The sequence below is a fragment of the Calothrix sp. CCY 0018 genome, from assembly GCF_963920925.1.
Taxonomy (GTDB): Bacteria; Cyanobacteriota; Cyanobacteriia; order Cyanobacteriales; family Nostocaceae; genus Rivularia.
Genome location: NZ_CAWUDI010000020.1, coordinates 19,221 through 39,165, shown reverse-complemented (window position 1 = coordinate 39,165; position 19,945 = coordinate 19,221). Strand labels below are relative to the sequence as shown.

The 19,945-nt window shown below is 37.7% G+C and carries 18 protein-coding genes; 12 read left to right on the top strand and 6 right to left on the bottom strand.

Annotated elements, in window-relative coordinates:
• Nucleotides 1-3: 3 nt before the first annotated feature.
• The 3 genes from ACM03V_RS15935 to ACM03V_RS15925 all read left to right on the top strand — a co-directional run bounded on the left by ACM03V_RS15935 (nt 4) and on the right by ACM03V_RS15925 (nt 4,510).
• Nucleotides 4-1,191, top strand: a complete 1,188-nt coding sequence (locus tag ACM03V_RS15935; protein WP_414621768.1) for a glycosyltransferase family 4 protein — start codon at nt 4-6, stop codon at nt 1,189-1,191.
• A gap of 507 nt (nt 1,192-1,698) precedes the next feature.
• Nucleotides 1,699-3,156 (top strand): oligosaccharide flippase family protein, encoded by a 1,458-nt coding sequence (locus tag ACM03V_RS15930; protein WP_414621767.1) that lies wholly within the window; start codon nt 1,699-1,701, stop codon nt 3,154-3,156.
• A gap of 262 nt (nt 3,157-3,418) precedes the next feature.
• Nucleotides 3,419-4,510, top strand: a complete 1,092-nt coding sequence (locus ACM03V_RS15925) for an acyltransferase (RefSeq protein WP_414621766.1) — start codon at nt 3,419-3,421, stop codon at nt 4,508-4,510.
• A 102-nt stretch (nt 4,511-4,612) separates the two neighbouring features.
• Here ACM03V_RS15925 and ACM03V_RS15920 read toward each other — a convergent pair whose 3' ends face one another.
• The 3 genes from ACM03V_RS15920 to ACM03V_RS15910 form a co-directional block, all read right to left on the bottom strand.
• Nucleotides 4,613-4,819 (bottom strand): hypothetical protein, encoded by a 207-nt coding sequence (locus tag ACM03V_RS15920; protein WP_414621765.1) that lies wholly within the window; start codon nt 4,817-4,819, stop codon nt 4,613-4,615.
• Nucleotides 4,820-5,200: 381 nt separating this feature from the next.
• Nucleotides 5,201-6,274, bottom strand: coding sequence for a DNA polymerase IV (dinB, locus tag ACM03V_RS15915; protein ID WP_414621764.1), 1,074 nt, complete (start codon nt 6,272-6,274; stop codon nt 5,201-5,203).
• 283 nt (nt 6,275-6,557) lie between these two features.
• On the bottom strand, nt 6,558-7,679 hold the full coding sequence (locus tag ACM03V_RS15910; protein WP_414621763.1) for a precorrin-8X methylmutase: 1,122 nt from the start codon (nt 7,677-7,679) through the stop codon (nt 6,558-6,560).
• A gap of 81 nt (nt 7,680-7,760) precedes the next feature.
• Here ACM03V_RS15910 and ACM03V_RS15905 point away from each other — a divergent pair, with 81 nt between their 5' ends.
• Complete coding sequence (locus tag ACM03V_RS15905) at nt 7,761-9,683, top strand: heavy metal translocating P-type ATPase (RefSeq protein WP_414621762.1); 1,923 nt, start codon at nt 7,761-7,763, stop codon at nt 9,681-9,683.
• Nucleotides 9,684-9,844: 161 nt separating this feature from the next.
• Nucleotides 9,845-10,405 carry a manganese efflux pump MntP family protein gene (locus ACM03V_RS15900; RefSeq protein WP_414621761.1) on the top strand — a complete coding sequence of 187 codons (561 nt, stop codon included), beginning with the start codon at nt 9,845-9,847 and terminating at the stop codon, nt 10,403-10,405.
• A 182-nt stretch (nt 10,406-10,587) separates the two neighbouring features.
• Here the strand turns inward: ACM03V_RS15900 and ACM03V_RS15895 are convergent, their stop codons facing one another.
• Entirely contained in the window at nt 10,588-12,822 is a 2,235-nt protein-coding gene (locus ACM03V_RS15895) for a cation:proton antiporter (protein ID WP_414621760.1), read from the bottom strand.
• A 546-nt stretch (nt 12,823-13,368) separates the two neighbouring features.
• Between ACM03V_RS15895 and ACM03V_RS15890 the strand changes: the two genes are divergently transcribed.
• Both ACM03V_RS15890 and ACM03V_RS15885 read left to right on the top strand, forming a co-directional pair.
• Nucleotides 13,369-13,617 (top strand): hypothetical protein, encoded by a 249-nt coding sequence (locus ACM03V_RS15890; RefSeq protein WP_414621759.1) that lies wholly within the window; start codon nt 13,369-13,371, stop codon nt 13,615-13,617.
• Between the two features lie 3 nt (nt 13,618-13,620).
• Entirely contained in the window at nt 13,621-14,085 is a 465-nt protein-coding gene (locus tag ACM03V_RS15885) for a type II toxin-antitoxin system VapC family toxin (RefSeq protein ID WP_414621758.1), read from the top strand.
• A 342-nt stretch (nt 14,086-14,427) separates the two neighbouring features.
• On the opposite strand, the gene ACM03V_RS15880 is transcribed toward ACM03V_RS15885, so the two are convergent.
• Nucleotides 14,428-15,633: an MFS transporter gene (locus ACM03V_RS15880; RefSeq protein WP_414621757.1), complete on the bottom strand. Its 1,206-nt coding sequence runs from the start codon at nt 15,631-15,633 to the stop codon at nt 14,428-14,430.
• Nucleotides 15,634-15,752: 119 nt separating this feature from the next.
• Nucleotides 15,753-17,438: an NAD(P)H-quinone oxidoreductase subunit 4 gene (locus ACM03V_RS15875; RefSeq protein ID WP_414621848.1), complete on the bottom strand. Its 1,686-nt coding sequence runs from the start codon at nt 17,436-17,438 to the stop codon at nt 15,753-15,755.
• A gap of 198 nt (nt 17,439-17,636) precedes the next feature.
• Between ACM03V_RS15875 and ACM03V_RS15870 the strand changes: the two genes are divergently transcribed.
• The 5 genes from ACM03V_RS15870 (at nt 17,637) to ACM03V_RS15850 (ending at nt 19,894) form a co-directional block, all read left to right on the top strand.
• On the top strand, nt 17,637-18,116 hold the full coding sequence (locus ACM03V_RS15870) for a thiol-disulfide oxidoreductase DCC family protein (protein WP_414621756.1): 480 nt from the start codon (nt 17,637-17,639) through the stop codon (nt 18,114-18,116).
• A gap of 350 nt (nt 18,117-18,466) precedes the next feature.
• A complete protein-coding gene (locus tag ACM03V_RS15865) occupies nt 18,467-18,646 on the top strand; it encodes a DUF4278 domain-containing protein (RefSeq protein WP_414621755.1) in 180 nt (59 codons plus the stop codon).
• A 302-nt stretch (nt 18,647-18,948) separates the two neighbouring features.
• Entirely contained in the window at nt 18,949-19,179 is a 231-nt protein-coding gene (locus ACM03V_RS15860; RefSeq protein ID WP_414621754.1) for a peptidoglycan-binding domain-containing protein, read from the top strand.
• A gap of 154 nt (nt 19,180-19,333) precedes the next feature.
• The gene (locus ACM03V_RS15855) at nt 19,334-19,486 is read left to right on the top strand and encodes a hypothetical protein (protein WP_414621753.1); all 153 of its coding nucleotides are present in this window, start codon (nt 19,334-19,336) and stop codon (nt 19,484-19,486) included.
• 192 nt (nt 19,487-19,678) lie between these two features.
• Complete coding sequence (locus tag ACM03V_RS15850; RefSeq protein WP_414621752.1) at nt 19,679-19,894, top strand: hypothetical protein; 216 nt, start codon at nt 19,679-19,681, stop codon at nt 19,892-19,894.
• The last annotated feature ends 51 nt before the right edge of the window (nt 19,895-19,945 follow it).

Sequence of the window (19,945 nt, the reverse complement as noted above, 5' to 3'; positions counted from 1 at the left end):
AAAATGCAAAATCTTTCGTCATTTAAGAATACTGCAATTAAAGAAAAAACATCTTCGCCAGATATTTTGGTTGTTTCGCGTACTTTTTTTCCGAAGGAAGGTGGAATTGAAGAGTATGTATATAACCGCTGTCTGCAAAACCCGGAAAGAACGATTTTGTTAACAGCTACTTTTGCAGGTTATCAAGATTTCGATCTAAATCAAGAGTTTCCGGTGCATCGTTGGTATCTACCAAAAATACCTCGTTTGTTTGGTTTGGGAGCGATAATCAAACAAATTTGGAATATGTTTTGGTCATTTTTTTTAGCAATTAAACTTTATTTTCGCTATCGCTATAACTATATAGAATGGGGACACGGTTACGATTTTCCTGCTATTTTACTGTTAAGTTATATTTTACCGATTAAATTTTTTATCTACGTACATGGCAATGATATTCTTTGTCCTTTGCGTAATCCGATATTAAAAAAATTATTTGAATTCACTTTGCAACGCAGTACGGGTATTATTTGCAATAGTTCTTTTACGAGAGATTACCTCAGCGAAAAGTTTAATTTTAATTCTCCTACTTATGTTATTAATCCTGTAGTTAGAGCGGAAAAATTCGGCAATAATGCAAAAAATCAACAGTATCTTGAAAATGCGCGGTTAAATATCCGTAAAAAATACAATATTCCTGAAAATGCAATCGTAATTCTTTCAGTAGGAAGATTGGTAAAACGTAAAGGTTTCGGAAAAGTAATTGATAATATCAACCAACTTTTAGATTTAGGTTTGGATATCCACTATATAATTTGTGGCAGAGGAAAAATGCAGTCCGAATTAGAACAAAAAGCTTCTCAATTACAGCTTACACAGCGAGTACATTTTGCTGGATTTGTTACCGATGCAGACTTAACAGATTATTATGCAGCCTGTGACATCTTCGCCATGCTGACATTTTTCGATGCCCAAAGCGCCAGTATCGAAGGATTTGGCATAGTATACGCCGAAGCTGGTTACTTTGGCAAACCCGTAATCGCTTCTCGCATCGGTGGTGTAGAAGATGCAGTACACCATGAAGAAAACGGTTTATTAGTAAATCCAGATTCCCCCGAAGAAATTTCCCAAGCATTGATTCGCTTATGTGAAGACAAGCAACTACGCGAAAAATTAGGAAGCAAAGGAATGGAATTAGCAGTTAGGAGTTAGGAGTTGGGAGTTAGGAGTTGGGAATTATTCGACTGCGCTTATAATTGCTGAGAAATTACATTCTTGTTAAGCCTCGTAAACCGCCTTGGAATAAATTCCAAGGCTCAAATACAAAGTCTGATAAATCAGACTGGGTAAGGAATAAGAGTGCGTTTTAAGTGATATCTTGCACCAATGTCGTTAAGCCTTCACAACCGCCTAGAAATAAATTTCAAGTAATATACAAAGTACGTTAAAACTTACTAAAAGCCTTGCTCAGTCTGATTTATCAGACTATGGCTTACGCCACGCTGCTAACGTGTATTAGCCTGAGAATTTATTCTAAGGCGGTTGTTAAGAATGGTGCAAGATGTAAGTTTTAACGTACTTTGTGTATGAGCCGCATCAATTAATTTCCGTCGAATTTGGAATTAACGACAATAGTGCATTCCGATGAATTAAAATTGACTGCAATTTCTCACAATTTATACAGTAATTTTTTTAATTATTAACTCCTAACTCCTAAAAATGACGCATATCACTACAAAAAAAATAGCTTCCAGCGGCTTATGGCTGACTGCTAGTTTCGGTTTTGCTAAAGTTTCTCAATTGGTTGCTCAGATATTTCTGGCGCGTCTTTTGTCACCTGAAGATTTTGGTGTGTGGGGAATGGTGTCGATTGTGACAACTCTTTCGGCACTGTTTAAAGATGCTGCGATCGCGATGGTTTTGGTGCAGCGTGGTTTGGATGACAAAAAGCTGGTGAATGCAGTTTATAGCTTGGGTGTAAATATCTCTGTGGTGATGTTTATTGTCCAAGCTTTGGCTGGTTTCCCCTTGGCTAAATTTTTTGATCGTCCTTTAGTTTTTCCGCTGACTTTAACTGTAGCCTGTATATTTTTAATCGGCGCGGGTGCGGGTTCTCACGGTGCTGTACTGCAACGACAAATGAAGTTTCGCGAGTTAGCGATTACTGATAGCTGTGCGGGATTTGCACGTTTTGCTGGTGCGGTGGTTTGTGCGTTTTTCGGTGGTGGAGTTTGGTGTTTTGCGGTTGCCGAAGTAACTATGTCTATAGTTGATGCTTTATTGAAGCGTTATTTTAGTGGATATAGTTTTCAATATCATTTCAAACCAGATAAGCAAGCAATTCGCGAGGTGCGTGCTTATATTAGCAGCTTGATAGGCATCAATTTAGCTGTTTACGTTAATACTAATGCGGATAATTTAATTATTGGTAGATTAATTGGAGCTACGTCTTTAGGTTATTACAATCTGGCTTATCAATTGGCTATGTTACCAACATTTGCTCTGTCGCAAATTAACCGAATTAACTTGTCGGTAATGTCGCAGCGAGATGATGATGGTAGAAAAATATACCTTTGTCAGATGTTGGAAATGTATGCTGTATTGTATGCTGCGGTTTACGGTGTGGGGTTTGTTGTCGCACCGTGGATTATTCCTTTAGTATACGGCGAGCAATGGAAGGCTGCGGTAAGCATCTTTCAAATAGTGATGATATTTGCTTATGCCAGAGGTTTTATGTCAATTCTCGGCACGGCTTTGAATGCTATAGATAAACCAAATATCAATGCTGCAATTAACTGGATTTTGGTACCGCTTTCTATCCCAGCTTTCTTTGTGGGAGCTAATTTGGGAGGAGTTAGGGGAGTGGCTTGCGCCGTTGCTTTAGTAATGGGTATTGGTGCAAGCGTTTGGTTTTGGTTGGCAGTAAGTCATGCTGCAAAATGGAATATTATGGACTTGTTAAAACCAGTAATATTACCAACTTTAACTATTACAATAGCACTGTTAACTGTAATTAATCTTCCTTTATCTGCATCTTTAGATTTTCTTCAAGCACTTTTACTAATTGCAATTTATGTAGTGATATTATCAATATTTTCTATGGGTAGAATTCCTAGATTATGCGTTAATTTAGTTAAACGTTTTTTGAGTAAACAAGCAAGTGGCGAAAAATCATAATAAGTTATCGGTTAACAATTAAAAATTTTTGACAGTCATACAATAAGTTTATAAATTTAATTCATAAATAACTTTTACAAACTCAACAGTATTTATTATAGGATTACTATTTGAAGAAAAAAGACGAACGTACATTTTCTCTTCTCTGTTTCCTATTCCCCGTTCCCTAATCCCTAACAGTTAACAGAACCATAAATTCCATTTCAATGGTTCAAATTTTATATGTATTGCCAGATATAACCATTATTTTCTATTTACCTACATGAAAGAACAGCCCATAGTTCAGCTACCTTCTCAAGAAAAGGATAGACTTTTTTTCTTAGATTTTCTTAAAGCCATAAGTATTGTTGCAGTAGTATCATTTCATGCAATTTTTCTTCCTCGCTCTAGTTTTATAACAAGTGATGGAATTATAGAAACTTTGTTTGCTCCCTTAAGATTCTGCGTTCCAGTTTTTCTAACTATTTCGATGTTCCTTTTTGAAAGACAAATTGCCAATTCTCCGAAAGAACCAAAGTTACTATTTAAAACACGTTTTAATCGTCTGGGAATTCCCATTTTATTTTGGTTTAGTATTGCAGCAGGATTAAAGCTTATCAATGGAAATTCTATTATAGAAATTATCGTAGCAATTTTCCAAGGAGAAATATTTACGGGTGCTTATTATTTTTTAATCATCTTGCAGCTACTATGGAATTTTGTATTAGTTAGAGATTGGATAATTCAAGAAAAAAATATTGTCACCACATTGATTGCTCAAGCAGTATGTTTATTGTTTGTTTATGCTACAATTAGCGGTTTTTTTGTAGATGAAGTGTTAAAGGTTTTAATATTTCTGGAACGTCCTTTAATTATTTATTGGCTTGCTTACATAGCTTTAGGTGTATATATTTATCAAAATTTTGACTCGATAGAGAGGGTATCCCGTTCTTTAAGTAAAACCAATAAAATTCTGCTTTTATGCTTTACTGCTGCAACAATGATGGCTGAATATAGAGTATTAACTTTCTTTTTAGCAGATTCCTTACGTCCTTTCGATTATGCAGCATTTTCCTGTATTTTAAGCGTACCGACGATGTTTATATGTTTTGCATCAGTCAACGAAAAAAGTTTACCGTCACCAATTGTTAAACTAACAAAAATATTATCAAAATACAGCTTAGGAATATTTTGTATAAACGGTATTTTAGCGCAAATATTTTTATCTATTGGTACAAGATTATTTAGTCAAGCTAGCTTCAATCTTGTCGAAATACTTGGAATCAAAATTATCGGTTGGATCGGATTACTTTTATTATCATTACTGTTATCAATTGTCTTGAAACGATTGGGATTGAAAAGAATGGTTTGTTAGGGGAGAGGGGGAGAGGGGAGAGATGGGGAGATAGGGAGACAAGGGGATAAGATACATCACCCCATTATTACCCATTACCTACTCCCTACTCCCTACTCCCTCTTACTTTTCTGCCTCTGCAAGTTCCTCTAAATGAAAGGCAACGTTTTTGAGGGACATTTCTATTTCGTTACTGTAAGAAAGCTTTCTCCACATTCGAGTTGTAGCATTATCTAAAGCGGTTGAATCCAAATATTTTGCAACAATTACTAACCTTTGTGAATCTGTTTTTGCTTGTGCTAAACTTTCTAAAAATTCTTGAGGTGCCATCGTTTACAACTCCATTGATGTTTGCTTTTTGAGTCTTTATATTATTGCCACACCTGGATTTAATTTTCTGGTATCAGTTTAGCTAGATTAAATAATTTTGGATGCAAAAAGTAAATCCCTCACCCCGCCCTTACGGGCACCCCTCTCCAGGAGAAGGGCAGAGGGGAAGGGGGAGAGGGACTAATGTTGCGATTATTATTAGCATAAAAATTGTATGAACGTTCATATGCAAAAATTTGATCGGAATCAACACCCTAATATGTTAAAGCACTCATAAGTTAAATGCTTAACTGCAAATTAGATCGTGCCGTAACGCACCATCAATTATTAGACATCTCCGGGAATGAAAAAGATTAATTCATAAACATTGCATTCAAAAACTTACCACAAAGATAACTGAACTATTTGCGCGGCAATATTATCAAGATTTGACAGTGAAAGACCTAATAATCGAATACTGCGGTTGTTTAATTCGATAGTTTTAAATAATATTTTTGCTTCGATTAAAATCGCATTAAAATCGCTAATTGGAGTATTCAAAGTTCTGCTGCGGGTAATCTGCTGGTAGTCGGAAAATTTCACTTTCAGCGTTATTGTTCTGCCGCTAGCTTGATGTTTATCGATACGCTCTTTCAAGGTAGTTGCAATTTTTTCAAGTTCTTTTAATATTAATGCTGTATCGTTTAAATCAACTGCAAAAGAGTTTTCGGCCCCAATTGATTTACGAATGCGATTCGCTTCAACCGCTCTTTCATCCCTTGCCCTGGCAATATTGTAATAATAATAACCAGCTTTCCCAAACTGCCGTACCAGAAATTCAAGCGAACGCCCTTTTAAATCTGCCCCGGTGCGAATACCCAAATCATTCATCTTAGCCGCTGTAACTTTACCAATGCCGTGAAACTTTTCGATCGGTAAACCTTGCACAAATTCTTGCGCTTGTTCTGGTAAAATCACTGTCATTCCATTAGGCTTATTTTTACCAGATGCCATTTTCGCTAGAAACTTATTGATCGAAACCCCAGCAGATGCAGTCAAATTAGTTTCTTGGAATATTTCATTTCTAATCAACCGAGCAATAGTAGAAGCATAGGGAATATTTTGCTTGTTAATCGTCACATCGAGGTAAGCTTCATCTAAGGCAATGGGTTCAAGTAAATCGGTGTAACGTCTGAAAATATGGTGAATTTGCGATGATATGCTTCTGTATACTTCAAATCGAGCTTTCACAAATATCAAATTCGGACATCTTGCAACTGCTATTTTTGACGGCATAGCAGAATGGATACCATATTTTCTCGCTTCATAACTCGCTGCTGCAACGACACCGCGTTGATTGGGTGAGCCACCGACTACCAATGGTTTACCTATATATTTAGGATTATCCCGCTGCTCTACTGAAGCGTAGAAAGCATCCATATCAATGTGAATGATTTTTCGAGTTTGATTCGCCATTACGCGAAAATAAAAATTGAATATCTTGTGTACTAATACGGTATTTATAAGCTTGATTATATACCATTACTACAATAATTTTTATAAATTTGTAGTAGCGTTTTAAAGCCTCCGAATCCTGAATCATCAGCGGTAGGGATAGTGCGATCGCTCAGGATTGATGTTAATTATTCTGAAAATAAAGGAAAGCTATATGTAAAGATATCAATTTTTATTTTATTACTTACCATCACCGTATAAAGGAGATTTAATCAAGGAAAATGATATATTACATTAAAGAATGTCAATGATTTAGATAGCAGTGGCAATCAGGCTTTTCAATTGTAGATTGGGCAATGGCATTTAAGGCAGTTGCCGCTAATAAACCACCGCCAAAAGTTCCCGAAATAGTAATAAAAGGTACGCTAGAATCTATCAGCAGACGTTTGGCAGCAGGGGCATGACTAAAGCCAATGGGCATTCCAATTACCAAGGCAGGTTGCAACTGACTATTTTTAACTGCTTTACAAATACTTACCAATACAGAAGGAGCATATCCTACAATCGCAATGCAGCCAGGTTTTAACTGAAGTAATTTTTCTTGCCAGGGTTTACCATGCCAAAATTCTTGCTCTGCTTCGGCAACACTGGTAATGTGCGGATTATCAATTAAGGTATCAATATCACATCCGAGATGGGCAAGTCGAGGAATATCTAAAGCCGCAGCGATAGCGGGAATATCTCCAACTATCTGACAGCCAGATTTTAGTGCCGAGCGAGCAGCAGCAATGGCAGAGTGACTAATTCTGAGAAAATGTACTAAACTTACATCTCCACAAGCTAGTACCAATTGAGAAATTAAATCGACTTCAATTTCGGATTTCCCTGATAAATCGGGTAAAAGATATGTCAGGGATTCTGCAAATGTTTCTGGATGAGCTAGCGTCGAAGCGTCAAGAGCCTTCCATAAAGAATCTATTTGCTCGAAATCATCTTCTAACGATTTAACTCCTTGTGCATTCAACAGCTTTATTTGAGCGATGGTTTCTGCTCGAACAGTTTGACAAGAGCGATCGCCACCTAACAATCTTTCTAAAGAGTAAGCAGTTTGCCGCAGTCGAGTTAGCTGTTGGATTATCGAATCATAATGCTGCTGTAGTTGATTAATCAGGGTAACATCTGCCCCTGGCTCTAATTGATTTTCTAGTAATTTATGGATATGTTCTAATTGAAATCCTTGTTGTTTGAGTGCCAAAATATGCCGCAGATATTGGACGTGATTTTCGTTATAGAGACGGTAGTTACTCGGCGATCTAATTGCTTCGGGTAGTAAGCCAATTTGATGATAGTGGCGTACCATGCGCGGCGTGATTCCCCCTCCTACTGTTTCCGTAAGCTTTTTGATGGTTAAGTATTGAGTAGACATTTAAGATATCTTTACTATTTTCTTGACCTTAACATTAATGTCAAGGTTTATGTTAAGGATGTAATTAGATTTTCTAAGTTAATGGCTCAAACATATTTATCTCAATTTTCTTTCAAACGACTTGTGCAAACGCATCCAGACGCTTTAGCCGCTGCTGCCTGTGCAATTCTCCTAACCTTGGGCTGGTTATGTCTTAGTTTGGGTTGGATTGGTATTGCTTTGTTAATTTTTCCAGCTGCTTACGTCATCGGCGGTTACGAAAGCACCAAAGAAGGATTGATGACTCTATTTATAGAAAAAGAATTAGATGTCGATTTACTCATGATAGTAGCTGCTTTGGGAGCGGCTATCTTAGGTTTATGGCAACAGGATTATTATTTAATAGTCGATGGGGGAATGCTGATTCTGATTTTTGCTGTCAGCGGTGCTTTAGAAAGCATTGCCATGCAGCGCACAGAGCAAAATATTCGTTCTCTGATGGCAACTGCACCGAATACTGCTATAGTCCTTAACGAACAACAACAACAAGAAATTGATATCGCTAAATTGCAAGTAGGGGATTTAGTATTAGTTAAGCCAGGAGAACTGATTCCGGTTGATGGTGTTATTATAGAAGGCTGGAGTACTGTTAATCAAGCATCAATTACTGGTGAGTCTGTTCCTGTAGATAAAAAGGTTGGTTCGGAAGTCTTTGCTGGTACGCTCAACGGTAATGGAGCTTTGAAAGTAGAAGTAGATCGATCGCCCCTAAGTAGTCTGATTCAACGAGTAATTAGATTAGTAAAAGAAGCCCAAACTGAAGCTCCCCCTTCTCAGCAGTTTATCGAACGATTCGAGCGAAGCTATGCGCGAATTATCGTCTTAATCGGATTATTATTGGCAATTTTACCGCCATTTTTATTGGGTTGGGATTGGGAAACAACTATTTATCGAGCATTAATATTTTTAGTTGTAGCTTCTCCCTGCGCGTTAATGGCTGCAATTATGCCTACCCTACTATCGGGAATTGCTCGCGGTGCGAAGGCAGGGATCTTATTTAAGAATGGCAGGCAATTAGAGAAAATTGGCAAAATAAAGGCGATCGCTTTCGATAAAACTGGTACTCTAACTGAAGGGAAATTAGAGGTAGCAGAGATTATTCCCATAGAAGGGCATTGCGATCGGGTTTTAGAGTTAGCCGCCGCCATCGAATCTCGTTCGGAACATCCTATCGGCGAGGCAATTACCCAAGCTGCTTTACAGAAAAATCTGCAATGGCAAAATGCTAGTCAAGTACAGGCACAAACTGGTTTTGGAATTGTAGGTGAAGTCGGAGGTAAAACAGTTAAGGTAGGAAAAACTGCTTTTGTGCGTCAAGAAATTGCCCATCTAAACCCCGAATTAATTCAGATAAATAATCGTTTAGAAAAACAAGGTAAAACTGTTGTCTGGGTGCTTGAAGATGCAAAGGTTATAGGCTTGATAGCTGTTGCTGACACTATTCGTAAAGAAGCAGCAGCATTGGTTAAAGAATTGAAGCAATTAGGTATTAAACAAGTAGTTTTACTCACCGGAGACAATCAAGTTACTGCCGATAGTGTTGCTAAATCCCTTGGTATAGAAACAGTTTATGCCGAACTTCTGCCAGAAGATAAATTAACGGTTATTCGACAGCTACAGCAAAAATATAAAAATGTGGCAATGGTGGGTGATGGAATTAACGATGCTCCTGCACTGGCTATGGCAACAGTAGGTATAGCTATGGGTGCTGCGGGAAATGATGTTGCCTTAGAAACTGCCGATGTAATTTTGATGAGCAATCGTCTAGAAAAATTATCTCAGGCAATTAACCTCGCTCGTCGTGCCAATCGTATTATCAAGCAAAATATTACTTTTGCGCTTTCATTTATTTTCCTGTTATTAATAGCCAATTTTACAGGTAATATCAATATGCCTTTAGGGGTAATCGGGCATGAAGGTTCTACAGTTTTGGTAATTTTAAGCGGTCTGCGTTTATTGTTCTAAGATATTTACTACTCCTAGTTTTCTCATTATTACCTAATAGTTCAAAAATGAAAAATAAATGAATAAAAAATGAACCTAATATGATAGTTGCAAGTATTTACAATCAGTTAAACTTGAATATACAATGAGTTAGTTTATAGTTTGAATAAATTAATAAATTTATGGAAACAGTTTTCATGGGATTGGGCTTGGCTGCTGATGCTTGTGCTGTTTCTCTAAGTAGTGGAATGGTAATTAAGCATATCAAACTCAATAAAGCTTTAAAAATATCCCTATTTTTTGGTTGTTTTCAAGGCTTGATGCTTTTAATCGGCTGGTTGATTGGACTGAGTTTTAGGGATTTGCTATCAAGAGTAGACCATTGGATTGCTTTTGGGTTGTTGTGTTTCTTGGGTGGGAAACTAATTTATGAATCATTACACATAGAAAACAATGAAAAAGCCTTCAATCCGCTAGATTTTTACATTCTTTTAGGATTAGCCATTGCTACAAGTATTGATGCTTTGGCTGTAGGTATTAGCTTCTCAGTGTTAAAAATTTCGATTTTATCAGCAGCTAGTTTAGTTGGTATGATTACATTTGGCATCTGTTTCGTTGCTGTTTATATCGGTCATAGTTTTGGTGATTTATTTAAAAACAAAATTGAAGTAATTGGTGGTTTGGTATTGATTTTTATGGGAATAAAAATTTTATTCGAGCATCTGAGTCAAGAGATTGTTTGAGGATTTATGCAGTGACAAGCTTAGCGTAGCGTGTCCCGTAAGAAACATAAAATTAAGCTTTTCACACGTTTAGATCCCCCCAACCCCCCTTTTTTAAGGGGAGCTTTTCGTAAGTTTTATATATATTGCACTACGCTTTCTTACAACGGGCATTTTTCTATTCCCTATTCCCTACCCTGTAATTAAGGCGCGGTAATCACAGCTACCGGGCAGTGAGCTTTCTTCAAAATTGCGTCAACTCGATGCCCGAAGAAAACCCGTCCAGTTACCATGCGGATATTGCTACCAAGAATAATCAGGTCAAAGTTTTGATTTGCAGCAAAGTTGAGAATTTCCATTTCTGGGCTGGTTCCTTTGAGAATGCGGGTTTGGACATCAGCGCCGAAACTGCGACTAATTACAGCTTGTTGTTCGAGTAAATCGCTGGCAATATCCTTCATCGGATGTAGCGTTCGTCTTTCATAAAGGATATACTCTATCGGTGGCAAGTTAATCACGTTGACAATTGTAACTATTGCCCCCGTCTGAGCAGCAATTGTACTTGCTACCTCTACGGCATTTTTGCTGTATTCCGTTCCTACCGTGGGCACGAGAATGCTTTTTAACGGTTGTTGAGCGGTTGTAGAACTTTCTGCCTCGGCTTCACTCAAGTGCGACTTGACCACCATTGTTGCACAAGGGGCTTCTTGAATTACCCGGTCAACTATTAAATTAAATAGTGAATCTTTGGAGCGAGTTTTTTCGGATGCTCCCAGCACAATTAAGTCATACCCTTTATTAGCTTCATTTATAATTGCTTCTACTTTATTAGATCCCGACTCTATTTTTTTCTGGAGAGTGGAATCATCGGGTAGCTGCATCACTTGAGAAGCAGCAGTAAAAGCTGCAACAGCAATAGTATCTTTTTCCGCAGTTGCTGCTTGACTTGCTTCAGCTCTAGACTTGTCATCAGCATACAAAAGTGTTACTTCTGTATGATTTTGATGCGCCATATAGCCGACTAATTGGGCTGCAAGCTGGATATTTGCACCACCGCGAGTGGGTATCAAAACGCGATGTATCTGCTTGATAAAACTGCGGCTGGCGAGTTCCTCTTGTTCCAAACGTTGAGCCTCTTCTTCACCGATAGTCACCTTCGATAAAGACCAGCGCAACAGGGGTGGAGCCATCAGCGAAGTAATAATTGCCACCATTAAGATAATGGAATACATTTGGGAATTGAGAACACCCAAAGATAAACCAATTGTAGCTACGACAATTTCCATTGCTCCACGAGCATTCATCCCCGAACCCATCGCCATTCCTTCCCAGTGGCTCAAACCACCGGCGCGAGAACCGAGATAGGCTCCTGTAAACTTTCCTACACAGGCCACGGCGAGAACAAGCAAACCAAATATCAACGTTTGCGGTTCTAAAAGAGCCAGCAAATTGACTTTCAAACCTGCCGAAGCGAAGAAAATCGGCGCAAGAAACCCAGCCGTGAAAACTTCTAATATGTGTCCGGCTTCCCTGCTGAAACGGCGGGATTGACCGGCGAGAATCCCTACAACAAAAGCGCCCAATGCCGCTTCTATACCTAAATATTGAGTAAAAGCTGCCGCCAAAAAAGATAGAACCAGCAGCACCGACAAACTCGCAGTAACTCCGCCAACTTTGTCATCTACCCAGCGCAATATTTGGTCTACAATCGTCCTTCCGATGGTGAAGGCGATCGCCAAAAATAAAATAGCAGCACTTACGGAACGAAAAACAGTACCGAAGTCAAATTTACCACTGCTAGCTAGCCCGGAAACTACGGAAAGTAAAATCCAGCCGATGGTATCGTCGGTCATCCCAGCTGCTAAGGTAACTTGACCGATATCGCGGCGAATCAAATTCAAGTCCATCAGCACTTTGGCAATCACCGGCACCGCCGAAATACTCATTGCCGTAGCAATAAACAAGCTGAAAACCAGTCGTTTGTTGGGGTCAGCTAAAAAAGTCTCTGGTAAAAACCAACCGAGTCCGAATCCGGTAACAAAGGGGATCACAATTCCGCCGAGGGAAATCAGCAAAGCCGTTTTACCCTTGCGAATAATCAACTTTAGATCGGTTTCTAACCCGGTGACAATCAGCAAACACAGTACGCCCAACCAAGAAACTACTGATAACAAATCAGACTGTTGTTGGCTTTGGGGAAAAACCTCAGCGTATAAATTTGGAAACAACAAGCCAAATAACGAAGGGCCAAGCAGCACACCTGCGAGTAATTCCCCCACAACGGGTGGAAAATTAATTCGCCGCATCACCTCACCCAGTCCCCGCGACATCAGCAGCAACAGCGATAGTTCCAGCAGCACTAATAGCAACTGATGATGACCTAGCGGTTGAATTAAATGTTCGCCTGCTCCTTCAAGCGTTGTAAGTAACCGAAGCATCAAGGAATTGTTTTCCATATAGTCGAAGAGAAGTAGCAAGACGAATTTTGTCAAGCCAATGGCTTAATTAAATATGGTGAACTTTAATTAAACATCAGTCGCAGGTCTTGATTTAATATTTATAAATATAGATTTTATAGCTTAGCTTTTTAGTAGCATATGTTCCGAAGTCGCTACACGCACAAGTCCAACGAAAGCAAACAAGTATTTTGGTTGTGCAATAGTGCCTAATCGCTAGCTATTCTTTGTTTTATATCCTGCAAATCACTCATTGCGTATTCTCTGCTAATTCATGAATACTATTTCTAATTTTACTTAAATTGTATTTTCGTTTTTAGATATTTAACAAGACTTACGCAACCGCAACGATAAATTAACTATTTAAGCCGTTTAGATCCCCCCAACCCCCCGCTGTATTGGGGGGCTTTGCGTAAGCCCTTATTTCAATAAAATTGTTCTCATAAATGAAAACTTGTAGTAATTCATAAAAAAATGCTGTTGCTACTATAGAATAATTAAGATATACCACCTTAAAATTTAGAGCTAATGACACTCAACCAAATACTCGATGAATTAGAATCCCTTAAACCAGAAGAATTACAGCAGCTTCATCAAGCGATACAAGAGCGTCTTGAAGTTAAACCTACTCAAAAAACAACGCTTCACCAAGCATTGTTAACATCTGGTTTAGTCAAAGAAATTAAACAACCATTTAATAATCAACAAAACCAGCGAAAACTTATTCAAGTACAAGGTAAACCTGTTTCTGAGACTATTATTGAGGAACGTCGCTAGATAATGGCTGTTTACTTTATTGATAGCAGTGCTTTAGTCAAACGTTATATCAGCGAAACTGGTTCCACATGGATTTTAAATTTATTTAATCCCAGCTTGAATCATGAAGTATTAGTTGCAGCAATTACAGGTGTTGAAATTGTAGCTGCAATTACGAGGAGAGCAAGGGGTGGCAGTATTAACGTTACAGATGCAACTACAGCGTGCGATCAGTTTAAACATGATTTCGTATCTGAATATCAAGTTATTGAAATCGCAGAGAATATTATAAATTTAGCAATAGCATTAGCTCAATCGCGGGGATTAAGAGGTTATGATGCAGTTCAATTAGCAGCAGGAAGTACGGTAAATGACCTCTGTATAGCTAATAATCTACCTCCCATAATATTTGTATCTGCCGATAATGAGTTGAATACAGCAGCTACAAACGAAGGGTTAACAGTCGAAAATCCTAACAATTATTCGTAAAAAATTTGATTTAATTATATTCCCTAAGAACAAATAAAGACGCTGCAACAGGTTTGGGTGGGAATTGAAGGGGGACATAAAGGGCTGGTTTGGTGAAGTTTCTTACGAGATTTTGCCTCTAAGTTGTTTCGGTAGTGAGAATTAGTGACTTCGGCTTTATTTTTGGTTTTTACATTGATGAATTAGACTTTAATATCGTGCAAATCACTTATTGCTTATTATCTGCTAGTTCATGAATACCATGATATCCTTTAAATTATATTTTCGTTTCTAAGTAAAAATAAAGAGAAAGGGATAAAATCTCCTAAAATTATGATGTTAGATTTTAGCTAATATCATAAATTAAAAAACTTCTGATTCAACTAATTTCTGCCAGCAAAAGACTCCAAAACCAATAAAAACAAAACCAAGTAAAAATAAAGCTGTATCCAGATTATAGGTTTCTGTTATCCATCCAACCACTGGTGCGATTGCAATAAAACCTAAGTTGAACATAAAGCTATTTATAGAAAGTACTGTAGCTCTGATTGATGAAGGGAGATTTTGGTTAATGCAATTTAATACTAAAGGACTACGCACGCCTCTGCTAAAGTAAATTAAAGCAATAAATATAATTCCCCATACTTGATTAATCAAACCAAGACAAATATAAGATAAACCTAAGAATATAACTAAACCCAAAAATACTTTTTTTGTACCCCAAAAATTCTCAATCGATGTTGCTTTAAAAGAAGCAAAGCTCATTATCAAGTGAAATGCAGCCCAAGCAAATCCAAAGCTAGAAACTTCTAAACCGCGACTTTGCATATCTGCTTGAGATAACCAAACAGCAAGAAAAGTTGCAATTCCAAAGTTTGCTGAAAATAAAATTAACCATTTGACTTTTTTATTTACTAGCAATGAGAAACGGATTGCTTCCCATATTTCCCGGTGATTATCTGGTTGAGAGGCATTAGTTGAGGATTGATCTAAATTTGGTTCAACTAAAGTTAAAGCAATTAAGAAATATACGAATATACAAATCGTTTGTAAATAAAAAGGATAAACCAAATTGCGAGCAGCTACTAAACCCCCTACCAAACCACAAATTGCTTCTGCAACTCCGGCAATAGCTCCAAGTCTTCCTTCTACATGACGGTAATTTTGCTCTTGGTTCATTTTTACTAAACTGTCGAATCCCAAAGCTGTATTTGCACCAGATATAAGACTCATAGCCAAACCCGATAAAATTTCTGCGATCGCAAATGCACTAAAACTAGTTTGAAAGCAGTAAAATAATAATCCCAACGTCCAAACTAATCCCCCTGAAACTAAGCAAGCTTTTCTACCAAAAATATCGGCAAAGTAACCAGAAGGTATTTCAAATATAAATATTGATAGTGATAAAATTGTTTTTAAAAGCAGGGATTGCTCAAACGATAAACCATTATTTTCATAAAAAAGGATAATAACAGGAATTGGGAACCAAGCAAACTCTAATCCTTTTAATATATAAAGCTTCCATATATTAGACTTGATTGAACTAACGGTTTGGAGATTGACACCCATATTTTTCTCGATCGCTTCTCATCTCTACCAACAACGGAATAGTTACCACCTAAAAAATAAAGACGTAGCACTGCTACGTCTCTACATTAGTTATTCAATGTTACCGTACTATCGAATCATTATTTCACAGTCCCTAAAACCGGCGCAACTTCGGCTTTGGCAATTTTAGGTGTCACATTTCCTCTTGCATAAACACCGGGATTACTTTGGGCTATTTGCGTATAGGATTGCCTCACCTGAGCATTCACTGCTACTGTCTTGACATCATATATCTGCATTACAGCTTTGGGATAAAACCCAATTCCGATAATCAACACTAAGAAACAAGCTGCGATAAATACTTCACGGGCACTTGCATCTCTGTAAACCGATTCACCTGGTAAAACGCAATCGGTACCAAAACAAGCCGTACCTTCTGCTTCTAAATTCTCGAATTTGGCATTACCAATATCGCAAATAACTTTCCCTTCTCCGTAAAATACCTGTTTCAATAAATCAAGTAAATAAATCGGAGTCAGAATAATCCCTACTGAAGCTAGAAAAACCGTCACCGTACAGAAAGTTGAACTGTAAATATCGCTTGTGGAAACACCAATTAATACCGAAAGTTCGCTGATAAATCCGCTCATTCCGGGAAGCGCTAAGGAAGCCATTGCTGCCATCGTACACAATGCGAATACTTTGGGCATCACTTGTCCGATTCCACCCATATCATCCATTTTCATGGTATGAGTTCTATCGTATGTCACCCCAGCTAAGAAGAATAATACCGATGCAATCAAACCGTGAGAAATCATCTGCAACATTGCACCGTTGATTCCCAAGTCGGTAAACGAAGCAATTCCCAACAATACAAATCCCATATGAGAAACTGACGAATAAGCCAAACGTCGCTTCATATGAGTTTGAGCAAAGGAATTTAAAGCACCGTAAATAATATTAATTACCCCAAGGGTTGCTAAAACTGGTGCAAAGTAAATATGCGCTTCGGTAAGTAACTCTAAATTAAGTCTAATTAATCCATATCCGCCCATTTTCAACAACACACCAGCCAGAATCATCGATACGGGAGTGCTTGCTTCACCGTGTGCATCTGGCAACCATGTATGTAAGGGGAAGATAGCCAACTTTACGCCGAATGCAATCAATAATCCCGCGTAAAGCAACAACTCAAAACCAAGAGAATAATCCTTCGTCGCCAAAGCTGCCATATCAAAAGTTACATTCTCGCCACCATATAAAGCCATTGCGATCGCGGCGACTAAAATAAATATGGAAGCGGCTGCGGTATAGAGTATGAACTTGGTTGCTGCATAACGTCTATTCTTACCACCCCAAATGTTAATCAGTAAATATACGGGAACTAACTCGACTTCCCACATAATAAAGAACAACATTAAATCTTGAGCTACAAATACCCCAATCTGTGCCGAATACAGCACCAACATTAAAAAGTAGAATAAATGCGATCTGCGATCGACTTGCCATGCCGAAAACATCGCCAGCGTAGTTACAAAACCCGCCAACAAAACCAAAGGCACAGACAAACCATCGACGGAAACAGCCCAGTTAAAACCCAACTGAGGCACCCAAGCATAACTTTCCGCTAGTTGAAAACTTGCACTGCTTGCATCGTAATTCCGCCAAAAGGCAAAGCACATTAATATAAAGTCTGCCATCCCCACCCCGGTGGCATACCATCGCACGGCATTACCACTCTTACTCGGTATCAATGGAATGAATGCAGCAGCTACAAGTGGAAATAAGACTATCGCGGTGAGCCAAGGAAAATGTTCCGCCATGATATCAATAGGAAGAAATACTTATTTTATTATTAGTGCCATTTTACTAAACTTTGTAACATTTATTTAATAATTTTTTGTCGAGGGTAATCATAGAGAAGCACAGGAAAGAAAAGTTTTTAATAATCCGCTTCATTTTTCTTCATAATTTGTCACAATATTAATATCATTCATATACACAACTTATATAAATTAACGATAATGTCTTCCTCAACCAGCACGCTCAACAATTCCAATCAAACCCTTAACCAAGCTTGGGAAATCAAACTACTTTACGATGGTGAATGTCCCTTATGCTTGCGCGAAGTTAACTTTTTGCAAAAACGCGACGCTGGCAGAGGTAAAGTTGCATTTGTAGATATTGCAGCTGATGATTACAATCCAGAAGAAAATGCTGGGATTGACTTTGAGACAGCGATGGGAAGAATTCATGGAATATTGCCCGACGGTACCGTAATTAAAAATGTCGAAGTGTTTCGTCGAGTGTACGAAGCTTTAGGAATGGGTTGGGTTTATGCGATTACGAAGTTGCCGATACTAGGTGCGATCGCCAACTTTATTTACGGTATTTGGGCAGATTTGCGTTTGCGTTTAACTGGAAGGCCAGATTTAGAAACTGTTATTAAAGAGCGTCAGGAAAGAATTGGTTGTGATGATGAAGGGCGCTGTCGGGTGGATTGAATCAAAGGTAGCAATACAGAAACGAAGCCCACTGTAAGGTGCGGTAATAAATAATTTAGCCCTAGGCTTCGAGCCTGCGGGCGTTTTTTTTGCTAATTCATATCTTTAAACTGCATAACTCAATATAGTTCGCTTCTATATATAGATATAGCAAACGACGATTAATTTTCATTCCTTGAGTTTTTAAAAAGGTAAACAAATTTAATTAAAAATTAAGTCAAATTGCTATCAATTCAATCCCTGACTTTTCTATATAGTGTTGGATAGCTCTAAATTCTATATTGAAATTGTTGCAGGAATTTGAAATCAAGCAAGTAGCTAAAACAATCACGTTTATTAAGGATTAAAAAATGAAATTAACTTATCGCGGTGTATCTTACAATCGTAATTCTTCTGAAGTAAAAATGTCGGAAACTAATATATTTGCAATCTATCGCGGCATACCTTATTGCATTCGCCGTCCTATTTATCAAAATAACGAATCATCTAAAAATCTTAACTATCGCGGTGTCTCTTACTCTATCGACTAAACAGCATAAATAAAAATTAAATGAAAATATTGCATAAATAATTACTGTGAATTGAGTAAATGGGTACGATAAATAAAGCTATGTAAAGCTAAGTAAATTTGTCTAGAAACCTCTGTCTGAAACAATAATTTACCTAGTCTCAACGATCAAAGACTATGTAACGTTTTATTGACAGCGAGAGAAAAGTACAAATATTAACAAATGTTTCAAACCATAAAGATTGATTGATTTGAACGAATTTTGTTTTGAATTTTACGCTAACAGACCTAAATTAAGTAATTGTAAATAAGGAGCAATGAGTCATGGCTAAAAATACTTTTGTGACACTTAAAGAAGGCTCAACCGGAGATGCCGTAGTTAATTTACAAGAGTGTTTAAAGACTGTTGGTGTTTACTCTTGCAAAAGTAATGGTGTTTTTGATGAGAGAACAAAAACTGCTGTGATTAAATTTCAGAAAAATAATGCGATGACTGCTGACGGAATAGTAAGACGCGCTACCATGTCTGCCTTAGTTAGATGTTGGTGGTATTAATAGCGCGATCGAAGCTTGAACTGTATTCTCCTACCGCTAATATATTAAAAGCTCCGATGCAGCAGGGTACGGTATTCAAATGTAGCAATTCTATATGAATTTTAATAATTTTAGTTGTTGGAAACCCGGTTTGATGAACAAGCCGGGTTTTTAATTGCAAAAAGGCAGCAGCGTCAAACTTTTACAACTTTTTTCATCATCAATCCAGTGGCGATCGCAACTCAAGAGGAAGATTTCCTTTATTGATTCTCAAACGTTTACTTTAGATAATATTGTTGAAGCAGAAGGGGAAATATTGGCGCGATAGCAAAGCCATGCCGCGTGCGGCTTATCGCAAAGTAATATCTTATTAATTTAGGTTCCAAAAAACTCTGTGTTCCTCTGCGCTTCCCTTTGCGCTCCTCTGCGTTAAAAAAAAATAAATTATGATGACTAAAGCCCTTACTACAAACCTATTCAAAGCGCTAAAATAATTGTGTAATTAACCCACATTCTTAAAATGAATACTCAACCATCAAACATCAAAAAATTTTCCATAGGTTTACTAATTGGACTTTTCATCGCAGCGATATCGTGGCTGTGTTCAATTTATTTTCATGTTTCTATTCCTCTACTTCAAGGAATTCTTGGCAGTTTATTATTATCAATCTCTTTTGGTATCCTAGCTACCGTTAGCGGAATAGATAAATTATTAAATAATCTGCCGGAATTTTAAGGAACTTTCAACCCTAAATGTAAATCTTATTTAGGTGGTGCTTCCTGTGGC